Raw genomic sequence first — 25,906 nt, 5'->3', positions numbered from 1 at the left:
GGTTTCAGGTTGAGGCGGTTAATGCCAGATATATACGAAGCAGCCCTTCGCTCAGAACGGCGCGAGGGCAGGCAAGATTAAGCCGTATGTGGTTATCACCGTTACCGACAAACATGGATCCGTCCTCTACAAGAACACCCGCTTTTTCTGCAAAAAAGTGGGAAGTGAATTTCGGTTCGTCCTGAGCAGAAAGCGGCGCCAGGTCAATCCAGGCAAGATAGGTGCCTTCAGGAATGCTGTAGCGGACGCGGGGAAGATGTTTTTTCAGCCACTCACTCAGGAAAAGAAAATTTCCGTCAATATAGCGTTTTACCTGAAGCAGCCACTCATCACACTGCGACCAGGCCGCAATGTTAGCCGCCAGGCTTAGCGGGGAAACGAATTCATCGTGCAGGCGAAGCCAGGCAGTCCTGACGCCAGGATCAGGGATCATGATGTTGGCCAGCAGGTTACCTGCAAGGTTAAACGTTTTGCTGGAGGACATGCAGGTAATGATTTTCTGACTGTGGGGAAAAAGGGAAGCCGCAGGCGTGTGTGAAATGCCAATGCGCGTCAGGTCACAGTGAATTTCATCTGAAATGATCCAGACGTCGTTTTCCAGACAGATTTCGGTCATCCTGCGAAGCTCATGAGGATGCCAGACACGCCCCGTGGGATTATGCGGATTACACAAGAAAAACGCTTTTATCCTCAACGTATTATCCTGCACAAGATTCTGCATCGCATCAAAATCAACCGTCATATACCCGCTATTGCTTTTCAGCGGGCAGCTGATCACACGACGGTCGCTGTATTCCCCGGCTTTCTTAAAGGGGGCATACGAGGGTGTGAGGATCAGGATACTTTCATCCTGACGTGTCAGTAATGGAACCAGCCGGTACAGCGCGGGTATCACCCCGGGTGACAGCACAATACTCTCGCGCGGAAAACGATAGCCATAGTGCCTTTCGCACCAGTTTTCAAAGCTCAGAAGATACCCGGGGTGGTAAGCTTTAGTATAACCAATTATTTTCTGGCTGAGCCGCGCACGGATAGCCTCCAGTACCTCCGGAGGCGTGGAAAACGCCATATCCGCTACCCACAGATTAATAAAGCCACCGGGCGGCTCTGATGGTATGTCGCCCTGGCAGTCGCCGAACATATATTCACGCCAGCCCTCGGCGGTCAGACTGTCTGTTCCCGATCGTTCAATAAGCCCGTCAAAATCGTATTGCATGAAGATATCCGGTATATCCGAAATAACAATCACGGCCCGACGACCGTCAGACAGACCAGCTGCAGGGAGTCCGGGCAATGCAAAGCACCCGGATTGAGATTACCAACCTACTAGTTGGTAAATCAAGTCTTTCTGATCTTTTACTTTGCCGGGCTGCTGCCACTGCTTTCGGACCGCGAAAAACCAATTACTATACCAATCCCGCTGAGCACGGCCCCCGCAGACAGAACCATTTTCAGGCTCAGTGATTCACCGGTAAATAACACGCCGCCGAGCATGGCGAGACAGGGTACGCTCAGCTGAACCGTACTCGCGGTCACGGCATCCAGATGCGGCAGAAGTGAATACCAGAGAACGTAGGCGCCGGCTGATGCAACTGCACCCGCCATTACGGCCAGAACAATGCCAGTGCCGTCAGCATGCATACCGCTGCTGATAAAAGGAGAAACAAGAAGCGCCAGGGACGCGGCAATCAGGAAGTTACCGGCAGTAGACGCTGTGGCTTCAGGCATTTTTTTGCCGGCAAGGGTATAGGTCGCCCAGGCAAGCCCTGCCAGCGCCATGATCAGCGCACTGCCCGGCATCGGCGCTGTGGCACCGGGTAACAGCAGCATCAGTAATCCGCAGGACGCTATAAGAAGGCCTGCGGCTCTTCCCGGGGAAAGCCTGTCTCCGTGAAAAAGGCCGTAAATAACCATGGCCAGCTGGACAACACCAAACAGCAGTAATGCACCGGCACCGGTATCCAGATGAATATAAGCAATCGCAAAACACATGGCATATACCACGAGACTGAACCCATTTTTCAGGGACAGTGAGCCTTTTCCGTCCTTCCGGAGCAGGAAAAAAGGCAGCAGAACGACAGCACCGCTTAACAGTCTGAGATCGGTAAAGGTCACCGGATCAATGTGGTTGCCACGCAGCGCCACGCGGCAAATGACGGAGTTGGCCGCAAAGGCAATCATGGCAATAATAACCTTCAGTACGATAAATTTTTTGGTCAAAGTGGGTACTCCAAAAAGAAAAACATACACTACCAACCAGTAGATTGGTAATATTCATGCTAACGTTTTGGCTGTCCGGACAGTCCTGAAGTAACTTATTTAAGCCTGAGACGGAAATTAAATAGCGGATCTCGCGCAGCGGTTTCGCTACCGGGAACCGGATAACTTAAGACAGGAGAAAAATGATGAACTTCAGGGCACTGTTTACACACGCAATGGATTACGAGCCTTTTACGCAGGGCGGTGCAGAGAAAGATGTCGGGGCGTTACGTTATTTTGAAGCGCTGGCAGGACAGGCAGAGGATAAAACGCTGTCTGAACGTTTGTCTGCCTTGCAGGGCGGCTACAACATTCTGGTCGTGGCAGAGATGTGGTGCCCGGACTGTCACCGAAACCTGCCAGCCATCAGGGCCGTTGCCCGCGCAGCTCCACACGTTTCTCTGGGCCTGATTACGCGTGAAGACGCGGGCAATGAATTTTCAGCTTTCTTTGGCATTGATAAAATTCACATTCCTTTTGCCGCTGTGCTGAACAGCAACTTCGAACTTCTCGGTAAGTTTATTGAAAGACCGCGTAATGCAAACGATGCGCAGGGAAACATGACCGACCGGTACCGAAAAGGTGAGATGCTCCTGGATACAACCCGGGAAATTGCCGCAGTACTGTTTCGTGCAGAGGAAGCCGCTGCGCATTGTCGCCGCCAGAACAGCTGAGGAAACACGCCGACTGCTTGCCATAAATGGGCATGAAGGATACAATCTACCAACTAGTAGATTGAAGGATTTAATAATGACGATTATGACGCGTGAACGGCTGGTTAATGAGGCCGAACACCTGATGCGGGAAAAGGGTTATTCAGCTTTCAGTTATGCTGACCTGTCTAAGCTGATTGGTATCACGAAAGCAAGTATACATCACCACTTCCCGACGAAAGAAATCCTCGGTCAGGAGGTCGTGAAGCAGGCTGTCAGTGATACGGTTAACCAGTTTGATCAGATTGAAGCAGTACATCACAAAGCGGCAGATCAGATTACCGCTTATGTAGCATTATTTGAGGCGAGCTACCGGGCATCACTATTGCCGCTATGCTGCGCGCTTTCAGCTGAAACGGCAAACCTCCCCGAGGCGGTTATTGAACAGACCTCCCGGTATTTTGATATGCAGATTACATGGCTGACTGGCGTGGTTAAGCGTGGCACAGATGCAGGTGAGTTTGTTTCTGCCATGCAGCCCGCCGATGTGGCTATGCTGATAATAAACCTCTGCGAAGGCGCCAGCGTGGTGGCCCGAGCGACTGGCCGGTCTGAAGTCTTTAAAACCAGCCTGCGGCACATCCTTCTTACCTTAAACACCACCTCTGAGGAATAACGTTATGTATGACTGGAGCAATTACCGTCAGGAATTAATGCAGCGCCTCGGTGAACTGGGCAAGCTGGCGCCGGATACGATGAAAGGCGTGGTTACTTTGGGCGCTGCAGGCAATAAAACCGACCTGCTGGGTGCAAAGGTCCGGGAACTGATAGCCCTGGCGTGTGCGGTGACAACCCGGTGCGACGGCTGCATTGCGTTTCACGCTGAAGCCGCCATCAAGGCCGGCGCGACGGATGAAGAAATTGCCGAAGCGCTGGGCGTTGCCATCAATCTGAATGCGGGCGCCGCTGCTGTTTATTCAGCCCGTACCCTTGATGCAGTCAGCCAGCTGCGCGGTTAAGGAACATTACCGCCTCCTCAGAAAAGGGCCTTAAGGCCCTTTTTTTATTTCTTCCAGCGCTGCAGCATAAAACGCTGGTGATTTAACGCCAGGTATCCGGCGTACCAGCTGGCCTTCCCTGAAAATCAGTACCGAAGGAAGCCCCCATATTTCATACTTAGTCGTCAGCACTGGCGCCTGATCGACATTCACTTTGCCGACCTGAATACTTTCTTCCAGGCCGTCGGTAAACGCGCTAAAGAATGGCTCACTGCTCTGGCAGGGCGGACACCATGGCGCCGAAAAGCGCACGACAGAAATGCCTTCATACTGTTCAATATCGCGAAAATTATCTTCGTTATAAGCTATTACTTCACGCACGTTAACTCCTCCTATTTCTGTTCAATGGCCGGGCATCTGTTGTGTCTGCCGCCCATCTGAAACCTTAATGCTGAAAATATTGGTGTAGCCGTAAGCTGCAGTATAATTAATTGCTGTTGACCTATCAACTAGTAGGTTGGTATAGTGCCGAACATAAACCCGGCAGGCCGGAACGTCCGGAGCAAAAAACCGAAGCCCGGCCCCTATAGCCATCATTGATATCGTCAGAGGCGCACTATGAGCAAATTATTCACCCCCTTTAACCTGGCTGGAACAGAGCTGAAAAATCGCGTCGTAATGGCCCCCATGACCCGCACCCGTACCATGAATGACGTTGCCGGAGAGGTGGTTGCCCGTTACTACGCGCAGCGGGCCTCCGCAGGTCTGCTGATTACGGAGGGGCTGCCGGTTTCAGAAGAGGCACGCGGCTATCTCTACACGCCGGGCATTTATACCCGTGAGCACGTAGCCGGCTGGCGCACGGTGACCGATGCGGTACACGCAAAGGGCGGCCGTATCTTCGCCCAGCTGTGGCACGTCGGCCGCATGTCCCATGTTTCATTACAGCAGGGTAATGCCGCCCCGGTGTCATCGGGCACCATTCCGGCAACCAACACCACCGTATTTGCCCTGACAGAATCCGGCGAGCCAGGCCCTGTCGTCCCCAGCACGCCAAGAGCACTGGAAACCGCTGAAATCAGGCGTATTACGGCTGACTTTGTTAAGTCAGCAGAACTGGCAATGGAAGCGGGCTTTGACGGCGTCGAAATTATGGCGGCCAACGGCTTCATCTTTGACCAGTTCCTCAGCACCGCGCTGAACCACCGCACCGATGCTTACGGCGGTACCGTTAAAAACCGTCAGCGCTTTCTGATTGAAACCATTGATGCGGTCTCTTCCGCCATTGGCGGCGAGAAGGCGGGCGTGCGGCTTTCCCCGTTCGGGCGTATTTATGATCTGGCCCCGTATGAGGGGGAGGAAGAGACGTGGGCGGTTCTGGCGATGACGCTTGGAGAACGTGAACTTGCCTATGTTCACCTTTACTACCAGCCGGCTTATATCAATGCACCTGTACCTAAGGGCTTTAAGAATTTCTTCCGTAAGGCTTTTGGCGGCACGCTTATCGGCGCCGGCGGCTTTACACGGGACATTGCCAGCGCCGCTCTCGAAGCTGAGGAACTGGACCTGGTGGCATTTGGCGTGCCCTACATCGCAAACCCTGACCTTGTCGAAAGAATGCAGAACGACTGGCCGCTGGCTGAAAGCGATCGCAGTACCTATTACGGCGTCAGTGGCAATCCTGAAAAGGGATACACCGACTATCCGGCTTGGCAGGATGAACAGAAACGCTAAGACTCCGGCAGTCTTCAGTCGTCACACGAACAGCAGAAATTCAGGAGTAAGCAATGCAAACCCTTAAGCCCGTCATAACCATAGATATCTGGTCCGATCTGGTCTGTCCCTGGTGCTGGATCGCCAAAAAACGCTTTGAGAAAGGCCTCGCAGCGTTTGAACACCGCGACAGCGTGGTCATCCGCCAGCACAGCTTCCGGATTGCCGAAGGCATGCCGGCCATGCCTTTCCGCGATGCGCTCTACAAAAAGCTCGGCGGTCAGAGCAACGCTGAGCTGATGATGAATCAGGTCGATACGGCCGCGAAGTCAGAGGGACTGCGGTACAACTTTGACACCATGCTTTTCGGGGATACCGAAGATGCGCTGACCCTGCTGGCTGCTGCACGACTGGCTGGACTGGGGGAGGTGATGACTGAACGATTCTATCTTGCGGGTACCACCGAAGGGCGCTCCCTCTTTGATCGCGATGAGCTGATAAAGCTGGCCGCCGAATCAGGCATGGCAGCAGAAGCCGCTGCTGAGGCGCTGAATGACCCGTCGCTTCGTGCTTCGGTAACGGAAGATGAGAGCACTGCCCGATCGATTGGTGTGAGTGGCGTGCCTCTTTTTCTGCTGAATCAGAAATACGCCATAAGCGGCGCTCAGGCATCGGAAAATTTCCTGAGTGCCCTGCGACAGGTCTGGGATGAAAAGCAGGAAGAAATGACCGTGACTGCAGGTCAGGCCTGTGGCGCCGACGGCTGCAGCATCTGATTACCCGACACCTGCCGGCCGTTTACGTGCCGGCGAACACTACCTGTAAATAACGGAGTCACATATGAGCGATTTTTTTAATGGTAAAAAGCTTCTGGTCGTAGGCGGCACCAGTGGTATGGGTCTTGAAACGGCGCGTATGGTGCTGAAAGCAGGCGGCAGCGTGGTCCTGACGGGCAGCAGAAAAGATAAAGCTGACGCCGTTCAGAAAGAACTGAGCCCGCTCGGCCCGGTGTCTGTCATTACGGCAAACCTGATGACAGAAGAAGGGATGAATGCCATTCGTCAGGAAATCAATGCGCATCATCGCGACATCAGCCTGATGGTAAATGCCGCGGGTATCTTTATTCCGAAAAGTTTTACCGAGCACAATGCCGCAGACTACGATAGCTACCTGTCGCTGAACCGCGCCACTTTCTTTATCACGCAGGACGTGGTGAAGAACATGCTGGCCGACAAACGCGAAGGTGCCATTGTGAACGTCGGCTCAATTGGCGCGCAGGCTGCGCTGGGTGATTCTCCGGCTTCTGCCTACTCAATGGCAAAAGCCGGTCTGCATGCGCTGACGCGCAACCTGGCGATTGAACTGGCCAGCGCGGGTATCCGTGTGAATGCCGTTTCTCCGGGTATTGTGCAGACGCCAATCTACGAAGGATTTATGGCAAAAGAAGATATTGCTGAAGCAATGAAAGCGATGAGTGATTTCCATCCGCTGGGCCGCGTCGGCAAACCTGAAGATGTGGCAAATACTATCCTGTTCCTGCTGTCGGACAAGGCAGCCTGGGTGACCGGTGCTATCTGGGACGTGGATGCAGGTATTATGGCCGTACGTCGTTAATTTTGCGCCACGCATGTCAGGCTTTAGGTCTTAAAGCCTGACAGACTGCTCCCCAGGGTGAGGTTGTCGTCAGCTGAGATTCTTTTCAGCAGCAGCGGTGATAGTCAGGAGCCTCTAAGTCATCAACAGAAGTTGCTGACAACGTCGTGAGCTAATTTGCGCGAAGCAGGGCGGTTGTGGTATTCGCTGACAGAGCCTGAGGCAGGCGATCTGAAAGCAACCAGGTATGAAGGCGGCATTTTCACCAGGGTGAATACAGACATGCCAGGAATATACCTCCACGCCCCGGTCACGCTATTTCTGAGTGCTTCAGCCCCGTACATCTTTTCATAGCCAGCGTCCGTTTCTTAGTCATAGCAGACCAGAGACTCTGTTCATATTGTCTGCTCTGCGACCACAGCATTCTAATGTTTTGCATTTTGCACTCCTGGATATCATTGGGGAAGCTGATGTCAGGCAGACTCTGCTCATCCTCATAGGGTAATTTCAAACGCAATAGCCCATTTGGTGGGCCAGTGATCTGAAACAGCTGTTCAGGATGTGGTTCCGGCAGAGGATGCCGGGAAATCACGAAAGAAAAGAAATGGAGATTCCACCATGCTAAATATCGTACAGCGCATCCCTGAATTGATTTATTTGCTATTCAAGAATGACGGGTTTAAACACTGGTTTCCTGCGCTTTACCACGGCGGCTGAGTAAGCCACCTTGAAGACCGGTATCAACTGCTCTGTCAGGCTTATTTCTGCAGTTACCGCCGCTGACCTTCCCGCCTTTTCTGCCGACCTCAGATGCGCGTACTGCGTCTTGGGCGGAATTACCTTTACCACCACGATGTTTGCTCATAGCTTAATACTCCTGCCAGTCAATATTGCTTCAGGCCTTCGGGGACTTAGCTCATTAGTAAAGCTTATAAATGACATGATCGACGCCGTCTGACGAGTGTACCCTGTTCGGGAAATCCTCTGGCGCCTTCATGCTGCTGCACGTCATACAGAGCACAATCTTTATTAGTTTGTCGGTCACTGAGTAAATTTACCGTACATGATTTATTGCGTAGATAAGCACGGTTAGAATGGCAAATATGATTTATCAGGAGGACAGACTGCAGTGACGCTCACACAAAAATCCGGTCATCTGGCCTGGTGCGCTCTGGCAGCCCTTGCACTTGCACGTCAGGACGGTACCGTTTGTTCCGCTACTCAGGAAAATCTCTTTCTGACACGCTGGCTGGCGACCGCCCTGAAACAGCGTCGCTTTTCCCGTGAGGTGGCTCCCGACATTGAGTGGCTGCTAAAACAGGGGCGCCAATATGGCGTTGCCGCAAAGCTTGCCGGCAAGCTCGACTATCTCTGGCGCTCCTGCACAGGCGAGCTGTCCCAGCAGAATGACCTGTTCCGGCTGACATATGCCCTGGAAACCGCGAAGGATATGCACTGGGCTTACCGGTTGCTCAGCGATCGGGAGTGGTCGGGAAGACATGCCGCTGTCCTGAACGCTGGCGTAAACGGAATTTATCTGTCCCGGAGCAGCCTGGATGCTGCGTTTGACGATGACGGCCAGCAGCTCACACCGGTGATGGCGCGACTGACCGGGCGCGTGCAGGGGCTGGCAACGCTTCTTAACCGCTGTGGATGGCAGATGGCTATTGATGGGCCTTCCGGGTTTTATGTGCTGACGGCAGAAAAATATGAACTAACGATGGAGCAGTGAGACCCTGGGCGGCTGTACCTGGCGGATCAGCAGTGCGGCCGGAGAGGCCGCTAAATAAGTCAGTGGCGGATCTGCGCCAGGTCGTCTTCAGTCAGTCCGGTCATTTTCATGACGGTATTACGGTCAATACCGTTCTGCAGCATGGTACGGGCAACTTCCAGCTTGCCTTCCAGCATGCCCTCATTTCGGCCTTCCTGCCTGCCTAACTGGATACCCTTCTGGATGCCCTTCTGGATGCCCTTCTGTTCGAGCTGTTGTGCGATGGTCATAAGTGCGTCTCCGTGTTGCGGCACACGCTGTGCCAGTTCGCGTACAAAGCCTTCGGCGTCGGCTGTTTCGCCTGCCTGTACAATATAGTGTACCAGCGATATCACCTGTGATGAAGACAGATAGCCGGCCAGCAGAATGGGCGCCAGCCGGTCAGTCAGTTCTGCCAGGTCCCGCTGATGAATATGTTTCTGCAGCAGGGTCAGGGCGGCCATGCTGCGATGGCCGGCGATTTCATCATCAGGAATGACGGTAACATCAACCAGCTGGAAAGCGCTGCTGTAGAGTTTGCCAGCCAGCGCCGGATCATCAAACTCATTCAGCCACCGGGTGGAGTAAGGATACGGGCTGCGTTTACCCGTATAGAACAGCACGGGTATCACCAGTGGCAACTTCTTATGGCCCGCCTCAAGGTGGCGCTGCATGGCAGCCACCGCATAACGCATCAGGCGAAAAGCCATGTGTTTATCGGGTGAAGACTGGTGCTCAATGAGCACGTGAACATAACCCTCACCGGCTGTGGTTTTCAGACTGTAGAGCACGTCGCTAAAGTACTGCCTCAGGTCATCCTCGACGAACGAGCCGGATTCCAGCTTTAGCGTACTGAGGTCACAGATAGCACGCAGCTCTGCGGGCAAGTGCAGTTCCATGAAATCACGGGCGACATCCGGGTGAGTCAGAAACTGCCGGAACGTGGCATCGTGAGGAGTTGGTGTGCGGTTTTTCTTCTTCTTCATCAGTCCCGGCTCTGAAAAATAACCGCTGTATGTTACCACAGGCAGAAAACCGTCTGTATTGATGGTGAACAGATCTGCAATGCCTGCAGGTAGCCGTTCGGATTATTTTTAATTTTTTCGGATACACTGCTTCATCGTACGATCTCTAATAATCGAAGCATAATCATTCTTCGTCGCAGTTCGCACAGCCAGATGAGTGATGGAATCATAAATCACCGTCAATACAGCTGGGAGATGTGGCTATCTCTGCCACCATTTAACATAGATTACATTTCACGCACTTATCATCATCAGTAAAAAGAGTTGTATTCTCTAGGGGACGACGGGGATGGTAATTCAGGAACGACCTATTGATAGCGAGTAATGATTTTGGCCAGCTGACGATCCTGCAGAGCAGTCAAAACATAGCTTAACGTCCGGTTGCAAGGATATATTTGTTTACCTCTATCCCCTGCCCTTCGCGGAAATTGAATGGTTTCGGACCCAGAAACGATACAGCATCGTCAGTTCATGCAGTTGTTAAACATTGATGCTTAAAAAACAGCCCTAGCGTAGCATGTTATCCCTTTAACACGCGGCCTCCTGTAAAGCTATCCTGTGAGACAGGAGCTTCGAGGGCATCAATTTTCCCGCGGTTGACATATTGCTGTTACGGGCTGGATGGCGACGTCAGCCAGATAATACTTCTCCCTTGCAACATTTTTTTGATAAAAGTCCCCCAAGAAGCGTGAGCCGCAGAGCCTGATAATGGATTCTGCGACACCCTTAGATCTGAGGATTTTATTGTACTGATTTAGTTATTTACCGCTGACGCGTATGAAATTCTGCATTGAGCCAGTAGCTAAAAGTTGTGATCCTGTTGGCGAATACCATTATGTCGCCGCGTGGACGGTGACTTATGCTCAACAAATAATCCATCTCCTCGGCCAGAGCCGGATAGCGGTCATTAAATTTTTTACCCAATTCTTTCAGCGTAACCGGCCAATCCTGATCATTATCTTCTCTCAGTATGTTTGTTGAACGAATGGCCTTACGTGCAGCAGACCTCTGCAGGACATGGCGCTGCACAGGTTTCAGAGTGGGTTTCATCAGAGCAACGTAGCCGTTAAGTACCTCGAGAAAATCACCGTTAACGGCAACGGCTATGTCCCTTGAGGGCCTGAAGGGTTCAAAGCGATCGCGCAGGTCTTCACCGTAAACGCATACGCAGTGATGCTTCAGCCAGTAACCCCATCGAATACCGTTAGCCGGTAGCATCACTTCCTCAAGCACGCCCGGATCGATGTCAATCTTACTGACAACCGGATGATCCTGCTCAAGCTCAGTCTTAACAACGTCGATTTTTGCAGTGGCATCTGCATCGGGTTCGCGATAATAAATCACGGTAAGATCGAGGTCAGACAGCCTTTCAGTGGCCGTCGCGTCGATAATGCTGCCGTATACATAAACGCTATGAATCAGATACGGAAATGTCGTTGTCAGTGTCTGAACAACATCCGCAATCAGCTGTGAAAAGGCTGGCTGAAATCCTTTGAGATCAGGCTGGGTAATGAACCCGTACTTATCAACTGCCATTGGCTCACCGTCATGTCATACATCATATCGTCAGTTAAAGCCTGCAACGCAGAACAGTAATCTTTCAGCATCACAGACAGATTTCAGTCAGGGTAAACACAGTACTGAACCTCAGAAGCAGATCGCTTAATCAGCTAATCATCATCGTTTTCCATCAGGGTGACCATTGCTCCCCGGTGAGCTTCAACCATACGAATGTAGCGCATGACAGTCTGGGTCTGCGTCCAGGTACCTTCCTGCATGATCTGTACAATGGATATTCCTTTTCTGGCCATATCCTGTGCGGCGCCGACGCGGGCGCTATGTCCGCTCCAGCTTGCATAGCGCCCTTTGTTGGTTTCAAGAGCTTTCGTCTCACCCGCAGCCTGACGGGCACGACGATAAATATCTTCCAGGCAGGGCGCGCTCATGGGGACTTCCGACACCCTGCCAATACGGTTAGATCGATGAACAGGACAGAAAATAACAGCGTCAGGTTCGCTGGCGAGACCCGCCGCGGTGACCCACTCGCTCAGCCTGCGGGATGACTTCGCACTGAGGGACTTAACGATCCCACCTGACTGCAGGATGGTTTTAGTCCAGCCAACGTCCAGAATGATACGCCCGTCTGCTGCACGGGAGATATCTCTGATCCGCAGACGGGAAAGTTCGCTCATGCGCAGAAGTGTGCTGTAAGCAACATGCATAAATGCGAGGTCGCGCAACTGCTGCAGGCGCGGAGAATGAGCCCATTCAGCATCAAGACGGTTCAGATCCGGCCGGCAGAATGGGACGGCCTGTCCTGTACGCTCACCCGACATGACCGCTATACGGTTTATCTTTTTCCTGGCGCGAACGACGTCCGACGCAATTGTTGGCGGCACCAGTCCGGCGTTACGGTGTAACATCGACATAAGCGCCGCGTGCACCGAAATGGTTGAAGTTGAACGGCCAATGGTCTGCAGGTGAAAAAGGTAGTCCTGCATGTCATCCGGTGACATAGGCAGAAAGGACCGACGATTCTCCTGCGACCAGCGCCAGCAGATCCGCATGACGCTCAGTAGCTGACGCCACGTGTTGGCCGAAAAGGCCTCTCGATGGCGGACGAACGCGGCCAGTTTAGCAGTGAGATCATCACCGGCGCTGCTGCTAAGAGTCACACCGGTAAAAGCGGAGATATCGTTCATGTTTGCTCCATTTACAACTCTTGGCTGAAGGCAGCGCTACGTGAATTCTGAGAAAGTAGCAAGGGTAATGCTCGTCAGATTTTACGTAGCGATGCCTCTTTTTTAAACACCGTCGTTCAGCCGCACACCGTCCAGAACTGCGCCGTTTCATATAAATGGCCTTAAAGGTTCAGGATCCAGCCCCGATCCGCATGATACAAGGTTTCAGAGACTCTGTCTGGCCTTATATAAACATAATTATATAAGGTTATTGATTTAATAATCCATCGGCTTAGTGGTATGTATTAAAACTTCTGTTTTTAGAAACAGGAGGGATAAGGATTTTGCTTATTTGAAAGGCCTAACTCATCGAAACGTATGCTAGCTGAAGGCGAAGGTACAACGAACAAAATACAAGCAGGTATTGTTTTAACATAAAATTAACAATGCATAATCGAACATCGAACCTATAATAATTATTAAAGATTCAATCAAGATAAGAATAACAAGATTTGTGTTAATGAGAGAATGTAAAAAGTCGAAAAAGCAAAATTGTGTCATAACCCATTGATTTTGCTTAACATATAGAATAAACATCATTATTATTACTATATATTTATTGATGTTTTGTCAATTGCATGTATGAATATTGCATATGTAAAGCAGAAGAATCTCATACCTTGCAAATTAAGGACTTTGTATGAATAGTTTATCGGCTAAAAATTCTTGGAACTATACTCCCTCTTTTCCTCTTAAAAAAAAGGATGAGATCGAACGTTCATCAATCGTTGAAACCATTTTTGAAATTTTGAATGATGATACTAATGTCGTTTTTTTAGAAGGAGAAAGCGGCATAGGCGCAACAACTCTACTTGCGCAGCTGGTAAGAAATACATGTCATTTGACGTTCTCAATATTTCTAAACCCTTCAAGCAAATACTCTTATAGTGTAGAATATGTAAAAGTTTTATTAGCAGAACAATTTAGATCATATTTAGGTGAGCCAGAGCAGGGTAAGCTTGCGATAGAAGAAGCAGAATACCTAATTCTTATTCACAAAGTGAGAGTTTCTGCAAAAAAAGACACTATTTTTATAGTTGTAGATGGTTTAAACCATATACCTACAGATGATGAATCTGACATTAATGATATTCTGAGAATTGCTTTACCAGTAGGTGTTGCTCAATATAAATTTATCATATCCGGTTCGCAAAGACGGTTAGCTAAACATATTAATAACGTAAACACAAAACCGTATCAAATAATGAAATTAAGTGCATCAGAGGTTGACGTGATATTTAAGGACGTTAACCTCTCTGAAAAGGAACTTGGTGAGATAAAAGATGTATGCAAGGGGGTTCCAGGTCACTTGAGCTCAATAAAAAGGATGATAATGGATGGGACTACTTTAGAAAGCATTCTTAAAAACACCCCTGAAAAATACCTTGATTTTGTTGACATTGAAATAAAGAAAACACTATTGAATGATGAAGAGTTTGTTAAATTAATAGCGATTATTGCATACTCTAAACAAGAAGTTTGTGTAGAGGATCTAGCCACCTTATCTTCTTTACCTGCGATAAAAATAATTCCCTTCCTCGAAAAACAAAGTTTCATAAAAATTAGAGATGGTAGCTTCATTAATTTCATTTCAAGCTCTCATCGAAAAGTTGCCGAGAGAAACCTTAAGGATTATCAATCTGAAATAAATGATCTTCAAATTCAGCTTTTGAGTAGTGACCCTAATAGTAAAACGGCACTTCTTTTTCTGCCATCTTATCTACAACAGAAAAACAGATATGAAGAATTAATCGAGTTACTGTCTAAAGATCATTATTATAAACTACTAGACTCAACACAATCGCTGTCTCAACTCATGACAAGAGCAGAGTTAGGATTAGCAAGCGCTCATACATTAAAGAAAGCCACAGCTGTATTTCAATTCTCTTTGCAAAAGAGTTTATTTATTGATTTAGCAAAGTCAACAGCCTCAGAAGAAGAAATTAGAGCATTAGTTTCAATAGGTGATTCAAATCATGCAATGGAAATAATCAACAGTGCTATTACTAAAACATCTAAGCTTATATTGTTAACTTCATACGCATGCGGCTTGAAAAGGAAGGGGAGAGAGGTTGATGAAGTAATTATACAATCAATTAAGGAATTAGTTAAAAATGTGGATTTTGATAAACTCGGTGATATAGCTCTACAGGTTGTAGAAAACATAATGGCTTTTGACCCAGAACTGGCAGCCAATGTGTTAGAATGCTCATTTGATGAAAAACAAAACCCGCAAAAAGATTTTGCATATTCTCGTGCAACTATAGCTGCGGCGATGGGTGTAAATGAAACAGGTAATCCAGGTTTTGATAAGAAGATAAAATCAAAGGCTCTACAGGAGTTCACTTCAGCACTTGTGCTTTTTCAAAAAGAAAAAAATAGCGAGCAAATAATAGAATTTATTGATTCATCTGCATCTGAACATAAAATATCATTACTCCTTTCATTCATAAAAGTATCTTTATATAGTAAAAACTTACAATCACTAATTGAATATGCTTTAAAACTTATAGTTGAAGACACAGGTTACTTCCCTAAAGCAAAGGATTATGCAGAGCTTGCTGAGGCTTTAAGAGGGCAAGATATTAACATTTCAGAACTTAAAAAGATAATTGCTAAATTTGACTCCCAAATAACTTTACTTAAAAATAAATCTGTTACTAGGGACTGGACAAGATTATCATGTGCAATATCTTGCTCTGAGTCAAAGTTCGATAAGAAAAAAGCTTTCGAAAGAATTATTGAGATTTATTACGATCTATCAGAAATATCGAATCATGAGATTAAAGCTGAATGCTATGCGCGAATTATATATGCATTAAAAATAGTTGACAGTGATGGTGATTTTGAAAAAGAAGAAAAAATTCGAGAGCTGATTACTGCTGAGCTTCAAACAAGCATTGAAGAATTAATCAAAAACACCGTAAGTCAATATGAATGCATTGAGCATATTCTTCCAGCTATAGCTGAATATGATGTTGAAAATGCCATAATCCTCTCATCTAAGTTGAATACTTCTTCGAATCGAGAGTTAGCATATAAAAAACTGGTTCAAATCGTTATCAGTAAAGAATTCACCGAGAAAAATAAGTTTTACGCACTCCAGATTTTGAATAAGCTAAACACAAATGATTTATTATCAATGACGTTACTGGCTTTAAGTAAAAAGATTACCAAGTTAAAGATAGATTGTCGTTGGATTGATTTTCTATCGTTGCAGGCAGGAAGAGTAAAAGACCCAGTAATTAAATTAGGTATAAAAATAAATCTATTCAAATATTATAATGACAAGGAGGAGGTAAGAGACCATAAAGAAATAACCGATTTATTGTATAACGTATTGGAGAATGTCTCAGTTTCGAATACTAGAAACAATATGTGCTTTATTGCGGTTGAAGTCCTTTCAAAATTCCATCCATTGGAGTCTAAGAAGGCATATAAAGAAATAATTTCCACAAGGAACAGTCTTGAATTTGAAAAAAATGAAGTTCAGGAAAGCTTTTTCCGATGCTTGGCATTGGTTATAAGATCTTTGCATCCTTTAATGAGGGAAACAATGTTAGATGAAAATCTTCTCTTTAGATTAACATCTTCTATTGAAAAAATGGTTTCTATTAGGCATCAAATTGCTTTATTTTGTGAGTTAGCTACTCGTTACTGGATTGCAGGCGGAAATCCACAGAAAATTATTGATAATTTCTGCATTCCCATACTTGAAACCATTAAAAAGAAAGATCCTATTGAGTATACAATCCTGTTAGAAATTGCTTTCCCAGCAATTTATGTATACCGCCAAACATCAGCTCTTTCAAGGTTATCTGATTTAGACGACGATTTTGTTGATAGTGCTCTTTATCAAACATGTGAGTTAATAAGAAGAAAACAAACAAAATATGATCCAGACATCGTTGATGATTCTGAATCATTTATCGTAAGTCATCACGATTGTGAAGATATTCTAAATTTAATAAATAATATGAATGATGACTCTGTCATATATCTTGTTATTGATAAATTAACAAGAACTGTTGCAAGTAAAAAAAATAAAAGCAGACTTACACACCTTCAAAGAAAAGATTTATCCGATAAATTAATATCAGTTATTGATGATAAATTACCAGATCAAAAAAACATAACGCATGATGGCTTCTTGATTTGTGCTTACGCTAAAGCTTATAGTATTACAGATGTAAGCCAAGATAAATGGATTGCTTTAATTTCAAAAATAGACAATATTCCAAACATTGCCGATAAAGCTTTCGTTCAAATTGAAGTTTCTAAATGCTTGCCTACAAAAATGATTGTTGGGCGTGATGAGTTGCTAGATAACGCTCAACACAACATTGATCTTATACCTTCTGTAAAAGATAGAATTGGTAGAAATCAAACTTTCTCCTTGGCTTGTAAAAATATAAATACTAAGCAAGCTAAGAACATTTTAAAACAAACCTTTGAACTCTCTAAGGAATTAAATGATGATGAAGATATTAGTAAAATTCAATCATCTTTAATTGATTCTGCAGATCAAATAGAACCAGGTTATGCAGATGTATTACTGGAACTTTTTGATGATGACCCAGCACGGAGAGAGGCTAAAATGAATGCTACTCATAATGTGGAAGTTATTAGAGCAAAAAAGAAACTAGCCGAGCATAAAACGTTAGATACAGATGGTGTTATTGATCAAAGCTATATTTCCGAGGCATCGTGGAAAAACTTTTCATCTCTTCTTGCTCATAGAATTTCTGCTAAAAATTTAGATGTTATGATAAGCTATATGACGATAGATTCAGAGTTAGGTTTGTCAGAAATTTATCCTTTATATTGCTGGTATATTGAGAACTCGGCAAGAAAATTCAAATCAAAAAATGATATAAAAACCCAGATTCAACCGGTTTGCGAGATGCTGCTTACTTCCACAGAAATGGCGTTCGCCATCGTCAATAGGAAGAATGATTTCATTAGTAAATCATCTATTGAAGTAAGTGATAGTTCATTTATAGTACATGCAGACAATAGAGATCAGGCTTTGAATTTCATTAGTGATTGGCTTCAGAAAAATGGTAAAGATTATATTAAAATTTGCGACCCTTATTTTTCAAAAAATGATATAGATATAATTTCCTTATTCAGCGAGCTTGAAATCGTACATGTTATTCATGTACTCACAAGACTCGATTACCTTAAGAGTAAATCAAGCGATTCCAATGAGTCTTTTGAATCCGAATGGCACTCTATATCCGATCAGTCTCCCCCTGAAACATATATATATGGAATTGAAAAAACTGATGGACATGATCACATTCATGACCGGTGGTTGATAACGAAAGGAAACGGCTTAAGAATTGGAACATCGTTTAATTCATTAGGTAATAAAATGAGTGAGATTTCTGTTATGACATCTGATGATGCTGAAAAATGTGAGGCGGAACTGGATAGATATCTTAATGGTCAAGTTATGCATAATGGAAAGCGTGTAAGAAAAACTGTATTCCAGTTATAAATTAAGTTCTAATATTCTCAACTTAGATATAAAATCGGTTTATGTCTAACCGATTTTATATGCAGATTTAGAAAAGTTCATTCGATTAAATAAATTTAAAGTGTTATTCACATCAATTTTTTTTAAACCTCGTGATATTATAATTAATAACTTATCCCATGAATTTAACATAATAAGTATATTGCACACTCATGAATGAAGAATCGTCGCCATTACCCTTTGAGAAGATAAGCGTCAGCTCACGTGACGGACTTAACTTAGAAGGTAAGTTCTGTGTCCCGATTGCCATCCGGCATCCTCTAAGAACTAGGTAATCCGTAGGGCGAATGTAAAATACGTTCCACACCGGCAGACAACGGAGATTGAAAGTTTGGGTACTTTACCCCACGAACTGATGCAGATTTCACACAGCGACGTCAGTGGTCATAATCTGACCAATTCGGACGCCGCACGCTATTTTGACTACAAAAGCGCGGTGGCGCTGCGGAACCTGGCCGCCGCCTACGGCACCGACATGCCGTGCTCCCGAAGTGGCCGTGCTGCTCTCTAGGGTGCCCGATCTTCGCAAGCGTCTGTTCATCGATGCGCTGTGGAACACCCGCGGCCGGCTGAACGAAATTCTGCCGCTTACGAAAGAAGACTTTGTGCTGGACGATCCGCTCAGCGGCGCGCCCCTATCATCACCCTTCGTGGTCCTGCGCACGCTCAAACAGCGGAAGCTGGAAGCGGCGGCCCGAAGCCGCCGGCACGGGCGGCCGATCCGTGAGGAGCAGCAGGCGGAGCGAGAAACCGAAGCGGAAATCCGGGACAACCCGCCGCGGGCGGTTCCGCTGACCGATCCTGGATTCGTGCAACGCTTAAGTGAATGGTTTGCGACGACGGCCCTGCCTGCGGGTGCGCGGCTCTGGGACATTAAGAGCGAGGACACGGCACGCAGCTGGATAAGTCAGGCCGTGACAGCTGCAGCGCGTGACGGTGTGATGTTTTCCATCCGGCCGGTAACGCCGAATACGTTCCGGGATTCGTTTGCGATGCACCTCGTGCAGCACCAGGTGCCGCAGAAGGTCATTCAGACCCTCATGGACCATAAAGACGCGAAGTCCACCGAGTGGTATACGCGGGTGTTTGCGCTGGAAGTCACCCGTCAGCTCGGGGTGCGGTTCTCCATGAATCCACATGAGGCAAGCCGACTGCTGCTGCCCCGCTGATCTTTGCCTTGATAACACTTACTGTCTGAAGTGGCGGAGAAGGTTTTCCGGTAAAAACCAGATGTGCCCCCGGGCGCGCAAACAGGCCACGCAGAGTCTGTTACGGGTAGCAGGTGGCAACTCATTTCACCGCCGGACTGCGAGCAGCGCCCGGTGCGTTGCACCCGGCACAATACAGACGTCGGTAAACTGACCGGGTTCTTTACTGGCTCCTTTGTTCAGGGAATGGCAGCCATACCTGTGATGTTCCTGATAAAAGAGCTTGATGACTTCATCATCTGCGTGAAGCGTCGCCGCCTCATTCTGGCAGATAATCAGCTTAATCTGCGTCTCATCCATACAGTGCGACTCAATTCTGATGCCGGGATGCTCGCTGATAAAACTGCACACCGACGGCGAGTTGCGCGAGGTTTTACTGAGGATATGCCAGTCGGGTACTAATTTGTCGTACCGCAATTGATTTCAGCAACCGGGAAAAGCTATCCAGGTCCTGACTTACTCCTGCCTCAATAACATGACCGCGGAGGATACAGGAAATGTCAGTAATCAATATGCCTGCTGTCTGTGAAGGGTTCAAAACATGATGCCACGCCTGAAGGCAGGGAACAGAATTTTGTGACGTACAGCAGGTTCCGTATTAGGTTATGTATGGGGAATGAATAAACATCCAGGATGGGGAAAACGTTGAATCAGCACGGGTGAGCCACCCACACGATCATTCCTGTCGAGGCTCGCAGAAAAGTACTGTTTTAAAAAATGAGTTTTGTTACGCCAGGCCCCTTGTTCTTTTATCATGCTTCAGGCTGGATAGCTCTGTTGCTTTGACCAGAACCGGCCCTGTCAGCTGCTGGCAATTAAAGAAAATGCTATTAGGGGAATTTCAGATTGAAATTTCCTTTCTTTATTCAAAAAAAACATAAGGTTAAAGCATTTGTTTTGCGGGAATCCTCTCCTGGATTTCCCGCAACTGGCAGTAAGTCATGCGTCTTTTTCATTCACAATCATACGCTCAATGACGCTTCTGACAGCGGCATCAAGTTCAGCCTGACAGGCTGCAGAAAGGCGCGAGAATTCATAAGTAACCACCCGTTTATCTGAGTCCGTTTTCTTTCTGGCAAACTGCTTTTTATCAGCAAATTCAGCCAGTTTTTCAGTCACGACTTTTTTGCCGGCCGACCCTTTTTTAGGCTCTGCGCTTTCAGCGCGAAAATAACTGATTATTTTTGCCTTATAGGTGGGATCACCCCTGTCGTAATGCGCGTCACTTTCGATACGTGCACGAACGTGGCCAGTTAACTCCTCCGTGCTGATGCCTCTCGTCCGGGCTCTCTCAGTCACCTCAAGCAGAATCTGATAGTCACTGATGGAGAGTTCACTGACCGAAGGAAACACCGCAATGATCTCTTCAGGAACTGCAGCCGCCTGAAACGCCCGGGTGACCTTGGCCGCAGAAAGTCCTTCTGCGGCGGCAATATCTGACTGATTCATATCTGCAGGATACATCAGCTTTAATCTTTTACCGAGTTCACGCAGCGTATGTTCTCTGGCAGTCTGAATATCAGCGGCCAGTTGTCTGGCATCAGAGATGGACAACGCATCACGCGTCACCAGCACTTCAAAGGCGGTCCCGTTGTAAAGACAGGCGGCCCGACGGCGTGAACCATCGAGAATCTCTGTACGTCCGTCTACCTCCCGGCCAATAGCGGGAAAGAACTGCTGCAGTCTTATGGTACGGGAAATATCACTGACCGATTCGCGCGTCAGAAAGGCCTGGTCTCGGCCATTAACGGCTGCGTCTACAAAAGTCTGTGCTTCAATGTCATCATGCAGAAACTTTGTCAGAACAAAACGGGCCTGAGCGCCAGACTTCAGGGTGAAAACCCGCTCGCTGTCAGACTCACTCATCATTTTCGAAAAACTTGAGTTACCCAGCTGCCGGCCCAGTTTCACCATTTCTTTCTTCATTTCACACCCCTGATAAACTCAATCCTTTTAAATACAGCCTGAGTAAAACGTTCTGCTTCCCGTTTTGCCTTTTTCAGCGCCTCAGCACTGCCCGGATAAGAACCGGGATCGGCGCTGATGATGGTATCAAAGCTCTCTCCACAACGTTCAAAGCCATCCAGCCGTGGCAGTGCCGCATCAAGAATGTAAGACGTGAAGACATCGCGGGCCAGACCATGTGTCATCTCATGGTCACGTTTTGAGGTCATTTTCGACATAAAGCCGATATTCCCTTTTATACGTGGCGTAATTCCCTCTTCCTCAAGCTGCTCAATCATTTCAGGCAGTCGGGTGAGATATTTCAGAGTGGAGTGAAAATCCACCTGAGCCGGCGGCGTGGGTGTGAGCAGTAAATCGCTTGCCGCGAGAGCATTCAGCATGAAGGCATCAAGGTGAGGACCGGTATCAATAAAGATAAAATCATAATCCCCGCCAACACGGTCAATGATAGTGCGGCGCAGAACTTCTGAGGGTAACTTGTCCGGCAGGTGTTCTCTGACGAGATCATTCCACTGACTGGCAATGAAACCATCGTCTATGGAGGCGGGGATCACATCCACACCAGGAATGATTGTGGGTTTAATAATGTCTTCACGGAGCTGCTCAGCGCCAAGATCGTTAAGCATTGCCTGTGCAGCCGTCTCCATTATGGAGCCAATGCTGTTTTGCTGGCTGAGAAACATGGTGCTGGAGGCCTGGGGATCAAGGTCAACCACAAGGACACGAAGATCGTGCTGCAGGAGGTCCTGATGAACACGTAAACCATGTGCAAGCGTCACCGTGCTTACGGTTTTCGACACGCCGCCCTTTAGATTCACAACAAAGATAACAAAGGGGCCTTCCCCGGCGTGCAAATCACGGTATTTAGGCACTTTGCGGTGAGCGTAAATATCAACTACGTCTTTAATGGTCAGCGCATAGTGTCGGGTATTACCGGCGTCTTTTCTGCCGAAGACATGCCCCTGCGCTTCCATTTCATCGATCGCCTGCTCAACTGCACGCCGGCTGAGTTTAGGCAGGTTCGCCACAGAGTTACGTGTGAATGTCTGGTAGTACTGATCCAGACCAAACTCATTTCTTCTGAGGGATATATCGTCGCTCATACTGCGCAACATTGCGCTGGCTCTGCGTGCAGTCTCGTCCACGCCACCATAATGACTTTTCATTTAACGGTTCCGTTGTCAATTTTTATGTTGATTGTACATGTCAAAAATGTCAGAGCAATATTTTTCGAAAAGACATGAATTTCTTGTACATGAGAAAAAAATATTGCTCACAGTATCACTGTCTTTACCGGCAAAAGTGATGTCCTGTTAATGAGTGAATCACCGTCTCAGAATAAGAAATGCACTGAAATTCAGATGGGTTTACCCTACATCATAAAGCATTCAAGTATATGTTTTTATTTGATTTTATTAATTTATTTCAGGTTGAAATTCCCTCTACTTCAGCGATAATCAGTAATGTCTTTCAGTTACTCTGCAGGTGATGCCTGTATAGTTTCAGAAGTTTCGAAGGTCATTCATGCGTGCTTCAATAAGTTTGGCGGAGGCACAATTTTAATTAAAACTGAGTGCGGTTATTTCGGTAGAGAAGATGAAAAGTCTCATTTACTCAACCTTTTAGACAATACACGTCTGAAATAGGAGACTTGCAACCTAAAGCATCTTGAACTAAGCAATAGATCGTGTGTGCTGGCGGGATACCGTTGTCATGAAAGAGAATGTGCGCAGGCGGAATGTCATTTCCCAAAGGAAAATGTGTGCTGGCGGGTATTAAAAAGCACAGGACTTCAACATATGTGCTGGCGGTTCTGCTTACAGGCAGTTCCTCTAAAAGCCGTCTATAACGGGCTATATGAAGCAACTGACTGATAAGGTGGACGCCCATTTACTTTGCAGAAGCAAAGAAATGCAGGCTGACAGGCTATTTTCTTCATTTTGGATACAGAAATGTGTGCTGGAGGGATACGAGTTCAAGTGAAACTAAAAATGTGTCATGGCCGGTTAAGCCCGTCCGAAAGTCACGATCATGTGTGCTGGCGGGAAACTGAGCTTCAGAGACTTCAGAAAGTGTGTGCTGGCAGGATAGGTTTTCCTGAATGACTCATAATTATGTGCGTTAGCGGGAGATTAATGTGTGCTGGAGGGGATCAGATGTGCTTAAAATACCCGATTGTGTGTGCTGACGGGCTGCTGTTAAGAGTCAAAGCCCTTAATATGTGCCCTGACAGGTTTCCGGAACAATGCATTGCCTGAGCATGTGCGCTGGCGGGATAGAATAATTGCTGTTCTGAAGTGGAGGGCTGTCTAAGGCCCCCGATAGCACACATTCAGATGTCAGCCGGTTTAAGTTTTGGGTTACGTTTATGAATAATAACGAAATTTTCCCGCGCTTTACGAACCAGTGAGAATTCCAGGTAACCTATCTTTTGTAACTGCTCAAGCGCTTTTTTGATTGTGCGGTTTTGTTCGCTTACAGAACTGCTAAGAGAGAGACGTTCACGTAAACGTGAAAAGCTTACCGGAATAGGATTGGCTGGAAGGCTTTCAATGAAAGTGTAAATAGCCTGAGCCGCTTCCTTCTTAGGTAGTGCTTTGATTGCATGTTGCTGAAGAAGGACTCTGTAATCCAGCTGAAACAGTTCCCAGAGTTTTTCATCCGCTTCAAGCTGGACGATATCTTTTTCAGCATCAAAGTAGCCTGTTTTCAAAAGCCCTGTCTGATAACTTCCCTTAGCATCACGTCCACGTTTGAAAGAGATTGATTTATTACGTAATTTCCCCAAAGACTCATGGATCGAAAGACGCAGCCTGCCGTCTATACGTTTAGCAGAAAAACCACACCCTTTAGCAAACTCAGTGAATTTCAGTTCAATTTTATTCGATGTCAGTCCGTGTCGGCTGAAAGCATAGATAACTCCTATCCACACTTTGAAGTCACTATCCATATCCAGTCGCGGACCTGAAATGTTGATATGATCGTAACCTTCAGCCCGGGCAATCTCCAGCTGTGAAAACAATTCCGAAGCATCAACAATATTGTTTTCACCCTGTGATTTCGTGGGTTTAGGAACAAAAACACCAAGGCGCATCAATGCCACGGGCTGAACAGTATTGTTAGAATTAACTGTGAGCTGTTTTTCTTTACTGACCATGTCACTATAAAGTGCATCGCCAATGAATGACTTATCTGTCATATAGTTATCTCAACTCTGCGTCACAGGATCTTCCTGTTATTAAAAATGGCTTATATCCCAACAGCACACACACTACATCCCAACAGCACACATTACCAGCCCACCAGCACACACGATTTTCCCGTCAGAACACATGTTTATCCCGCCACCACACATCATAAAAGTGCTTCAGGCCTTATGTGGCAGGGCCTGAGAGACAGCGGGATCTTTTAGGAGCTATAAGGATCTAAATTGGTAAGTTATTGGATCGAGCCTGTGCAAATGTGGATAAACGATCTTCTTTGCTAACGCGCCTGCGGCTTGTTCAACTGACGGCGCGCACACAAAGAATTTGTGTGTGCGCCGTCAGTTACCGGTAAAATCTTGCTGCTACTCCATGCAGTCTCTCATTTAACGAATTTCCATACGTGTGGCGGAACGCGATCAAACAACTTTCCCATTGTCAATTCAGCCTTACGATGCTCATATGCTGAGTTAATTGCGAACTCTTCTTTCGAGTCACCTTTGTATTTCAGGTGCTCATATACAGTCTCCAGCGTATCAATCGAACGACAACGTCTGAATCGCATCAACCAATCTGTTTTTGTCATTTTTCCCTTATGCCAGCTCTGACCTGCAGGCGGGCTTTCACAGGACTGCACCGCTCTGGTACTAATCATATATTTTATACGCCCAGGTGCCGGTTCTGCCGATGTGTCTCTGTACGGATTTACAAATGTGCCAGTAGCAGAAGCGCTTGAAAAGCTATCAAAACGGAGTGTACTCGTAAGATGGTGGTTGATGAAAAAAAGTCACGGCAGCTGGTTACTGATTATGGACTGGCCGGTTCGGGTGTTCCGGTCACAAAGCATAAACATTAAAGTATTATGCATAACGAATTTATAGTGGCAGGAAACAATGGTATGTGGACAGATACATAATGGAGTCCATTTTCTGGGTCTGAGGGACGCCATGAGCCTGTGAAAAAAACGTCGGTGTTCTCAGTAAGGATCTGCTCAGCGCTAAAGAAAGGAAATGGTCAACCATCACGCCACGCTCTGCCATCATCTCCTCGAGGTTATGCAGGCTCATTGCAAACAGACACATGGGCAGGCAACATCATAAAAAAAGAATGTTACATGATGAGCCACATAACGAGATAGAACTTAACAGGGAGGCTCTGCCTCATCCTCAGGCACCTTTAGCAAAGCCATCTGGGACATCCCTGGCTTGTAATACAACCGGTATTAGCTATAAAAGAGCAGACAGAATTAGAGCAAC

22 protein-coding genes are annotated in these 25,906 nt (G+C 47.0%); 10 read left to right on the top strand and 12 right to left on the bottom strand.

Going from position 1 to position 25,906, the window contains the following annotated elements:
* Positions 1–4: 4 nt before the first annotated feature.
* Together N5J69_RS20760 and N5J69_RS20755 are read right to left on the bottom strand one after the other, a co-directional pair.
* Positions 5–1,216, bottom strand: a complete 1,212-nt coding sequence (locus tag N5J69_RS20760) for an aminotransferase class I/II-fold pyridoxal phosphate-dependent enzyme (protein WP_067437149.1) — start codon at positions 1,214–1,216, stop codon at positions 5–7.
* Positions 1,217–1,356: 140 nt separating this feature from the next.
* Complete coding sequence (locus tag N5J69_RS20755; RefSeq protein WP_159222870.1) at positions 1,357–2,220, bottom strand: DMT family transporter; 864 nt, start codon at positions 2,218–2,220, stop codon at positions 1,357–1,359.
* A 182-nt stretch (positions 2,221–2,402) separates the two neighbouring features.
* Here N5J69_RS20755 and N5J69_RS20750 point away from each other — a divergent pair, with 182 nt between their 5' ends.
* The 3 genes from N5J69_RS20750 to N5J69_RS20740 all read left to right on the top strand — a co-directional run bounded on the left by N5J69_RS20750 (position 2,403) and on the right by N5J69_RS20740 (position 3,931).
* Entirely contained in the window at positions 2,403–2,933 is a 531-nt protein-coding gene (locus N5J69_RS20750; protein ID WP_052656085.1) for a thioredoxin family protein, read from the top strand.
* Positions 2,934–3,009: 76 nt separating this feature from the next.
* On the top strand, positions 3,010–3,588 hold the full coding sequence (locus N5J69_RS20745) for a TetR/AcrR family transcriptional regulator (RefSeq protein WP_064691137.1): 579 nt from the start codon (positions 3,010–3,012) through the stop codon (positions 3,586–3,588).
* Between the two features lie 4 nt (positions 3,589–3,592).
* On the top strand, positions 3,593–3,931 hold the full coding sequence (locus N5J69_RS20740) for a carboxymuconolactone decarboxylase family protein (RefSeq protein WP_029571178.1): 339 nt from the start codon (positions 3,593–3,595) through the stop codon (positions 3,929–3,931).
* 30 nt (positions 3,932–3,961) lie between these two features.
* Here the strand turns inward: N5J69_RS20740 and N5J69_RS20735 are convergent, their stop codons facing one another.
* Positions 3,962–4,291, bottom strand: a complete 330-nt coding sequence (locus N5J69_RS20735) for a thioredoxin family protein (RefSeq protein ID WP_064691136.1) — start codon at positions 4,289–4,291, stop codon at positions 3,962–3,964.
* A gap of 237 nt (positions 4,292–4,528) precedes the next feature.
* On the opposite strand from N5J69_RS20735, the gene N5J69_RS20730 reads away from it, so the two are divergent.
* The 3 genes from N5J69_RS20730 to N5J69_RS20720 all read left to right on the top strand — a co-directional run bounded on the left by N5J69_RS20730 (position 4,529) and on the right by N5J69_RS20720 (position 7,237).
* Complete coding sequence (locus N5J69_RS20730; RefSeq protein WP_159222871.1) at positions 4,529–5,644, top strand: alkene reductase; 1,116 nt, start codon at positions 4,529–4,531, stop codon at positions 5,642–5,644.
* 53 nt (positions 5,645–5,697) lie between these two features.
* Positions 5,698–6,399: a DsbA family oxidoreductase gene (locus N5J69_RS20725; protein WP_064691134.1), complete on the top strand. Its 702-nt coding sequence runs from the start codon at positions 5,698–5,700 to the stop codon at positions 6,397–6,399.
* A 64-nt stretch (positions 6,400–6,463) separates the two neighbouring features.
* Positions 6,464–7,237, top strand: coding sequence for an SDR family oxidoreductase (locus tag N5J69_RS20720; protein WP_029571174.1), 774 nt, complete (start codon positions 6,464–6,466; stop codon positions 7,235–7,237).
* Between the two features lie 658 nt (positions 7,238–7,895).
* Here N5J69_RS20720 and N5J69_RS20715 read toward each other — a convergent pair.
* Positions 7,896–8,081: a general stress protein gene (locus tag N5J69_RS20715; RefSeq protein ID WP_159222872.1), complete on the bottom strand. Its 186-nt coding sequence runs from the start codon at positions 8,079–8,081 to the stop codon at positions 7,896–7,898.
* Positions 8,082–8,345: 264 nt separating this feature from the next.
* Between N5J69_RS20715 and N5J69_RS20710 the strand changes: the two genes are divergently transcribed.
* Positions 8,346–8,948, top strand: coding sequence for a DUF2913 family protein (locus N5J69_RS20710; protein WP_159222873.1), 603 nt, complete (start codon positions 8,346–8,348; stop codon positions 8,946–8,948).
* Positions 8,949–9,007: 59 nt separating this feature from the next.
* On the opposite strand, the gene N5J69_RS20705 is transcribed toward N5J69_RS20710, so the two are convergent.
* The 3 genes from N5J69_RS20705 to N5J69_RS20695 form a co-directional block, all read right to left on the bottom strand.
* Complete coding sequence (locus N5J69_RS20705) at positions 9,008–9,952, bottom strand: Rpn family recombination-promoting nuclease/putative transposase (RefSeq protein WP_159222874.1); 945 nt, start codon at positions 9,950–9,952, stop codon at positions 9,008–9,010.
* 801 nt (positions 9,953–10,753) lie between these two features.
* The gene (locus N5J69_RS20700) at positions 10,754–11,527 is read right to left on the bottom strand and encodes a nucleotidyltransferase domain-containing protein (protein ID WP_159222875.1); all 774 of its coding nucleotides are present in this window, start codon (positions 11,525–11,527) and stop codon (positions 10,754–10,756) included.
* 134 nt (positions 11,528–11,661) lie between these two features.
* Positions 11,662–12,693, bottom strand: coding sequence for a tyrosine-type recombinase/integrase (locus N5J69_RS20695; protein WP_159222876.1), 1,032 nt, complete (start codon positions 12,691–12,693; stop codon positions 11,662–11,664).
* A gap of 679 nt (positions 12,694–13,372) precedes the next feature.
* Between N5J69_RS20695 and N5J69_RS20690 the strand changes: the two genes are divergently transcribed.
* The 3 genes from N5J69_RS20690 to N5J69_RS20680 all read left to right on the top strand — a co-directional run bounded on the left by N5J69_RS20690 (position 13,373) and on the right by N5J69_RS20680 (position 19,443).
* Complete coding sequence (locus N5J69_RS20690) at positions 13,373–18,235, top strand: hypothetical protein (RefSeq protein ID WP_279772463.1); 4,863 nt, start codon at positions 13,373–13,375, stop codon at positions 18,233–18,235.
* A 370-nt stretch (positions 18,236–18,605) separates the two neighbouring features.
* Positions 18,606–18,785, top strand: a complete 180-nt coding sequence (locus N5J69_RS20685; protein WP_227024374.1) for a hypothetical protein — start codon at positions 18,606–18,608, stop codon at positions 18,783–18,785.
* Entirely contained in the window at positions 18,772–19,443 is a 672-nt protein-coding gene (locus N5J69_RS20680) for a tyrosine-type recombinase/integrase (protein ID WP_279772462.1), read from the top strand. The genes N5J69_RS20685 and N5J69_RS20680 overlap by 14 nt, the downstream gene beginning before the upstream one ends.
* A 126-nt stretch (positions 19,444–19,569) precedes the next feature.
* Here the strand turns inward: N5J69_RS20680 and N5J69_RS20675 are convergent, their stop codons facing one another.
* The 5 genes from N5J69_RS20675 to hha form a co-directional block, all read right to left on the bottom strand.
* Complete coding sequence (locus N5J69_RS20675; protein WP_052656084.1) at positions 19,570–19,899, bottom strand: hypothetical protein; 330 nt, start codon at positions 19,897–19,899, stop codon at positions 19,570–19,572.
* 522 nt (positions 19,900–20,421) lie between these two features.
* Positions 20,422–21,408 (bottom strand): ParB family protein, encoded by a 987-nt coding sequence (locus N5J69_RS20670; RefSeq protein WP_029571170.1) that lies wholly within the window; start codon positions 21,406–21,408, stop codon positions 20,422–20,424.
* The gene (locus N5J69_RS20665) at positions 21,405–22,613 is read right to left on the bottom strand and encodes an AAA family ATPase (RefSeq protein ID WP_029571169.1); all 1,209 of its coding nucleotides are present in this window, start codon (positions 22,611–22,613) and stop codon (positions 21,405–21,407) included. Before N5J69_RS20665 ends, N5J69_RS20670 begins: the two co-directional genes overlap by 4 nt.
* A 1,166-nt stretch (positions 22,614–23,779) precedes the next feature.
* Positions 23,780–24,646, bottom strand: coding sequence for a RepB family plasmid replication initiator protein (locus tag N5J69_RS20660; protein ID WP_010260494.1), 867 nt, complete (start codon positions 24,644–24,646; stop codon positions 23,780–23,782).
* Between the two features lie 386 nt (positions 24,647–25,032).
* Positions 25,033–25,236, bottom strand: a complete 204-nt coding sequence (gene hha / locus N5J69_RS20655) for a hemolysin expression modulator Hha (RefSeq protein ID WP_159222803.1) — start codon at positions 25,234–25,236, stop codon at positions 25,033–25,035.
* Positions 25,237–25,906: the final 670 nt, after the last annotated feature.

Source organism: Pantoea sp. GD03673, from assembly GCF_029844725.1.
In the GTDB taxonomy this organism is placed as follows: domain Bacteria; phylum Pseudomonadota; class Gammaproteobacteria; order Enterobacterales; family Enterobacteriaceae; genus Pantoea.
The sequence above is the reverse complement of the archived record's forward strand: the minus strand, read 5'-3'. Positions and strand labels throughout refer to the sequence as shown.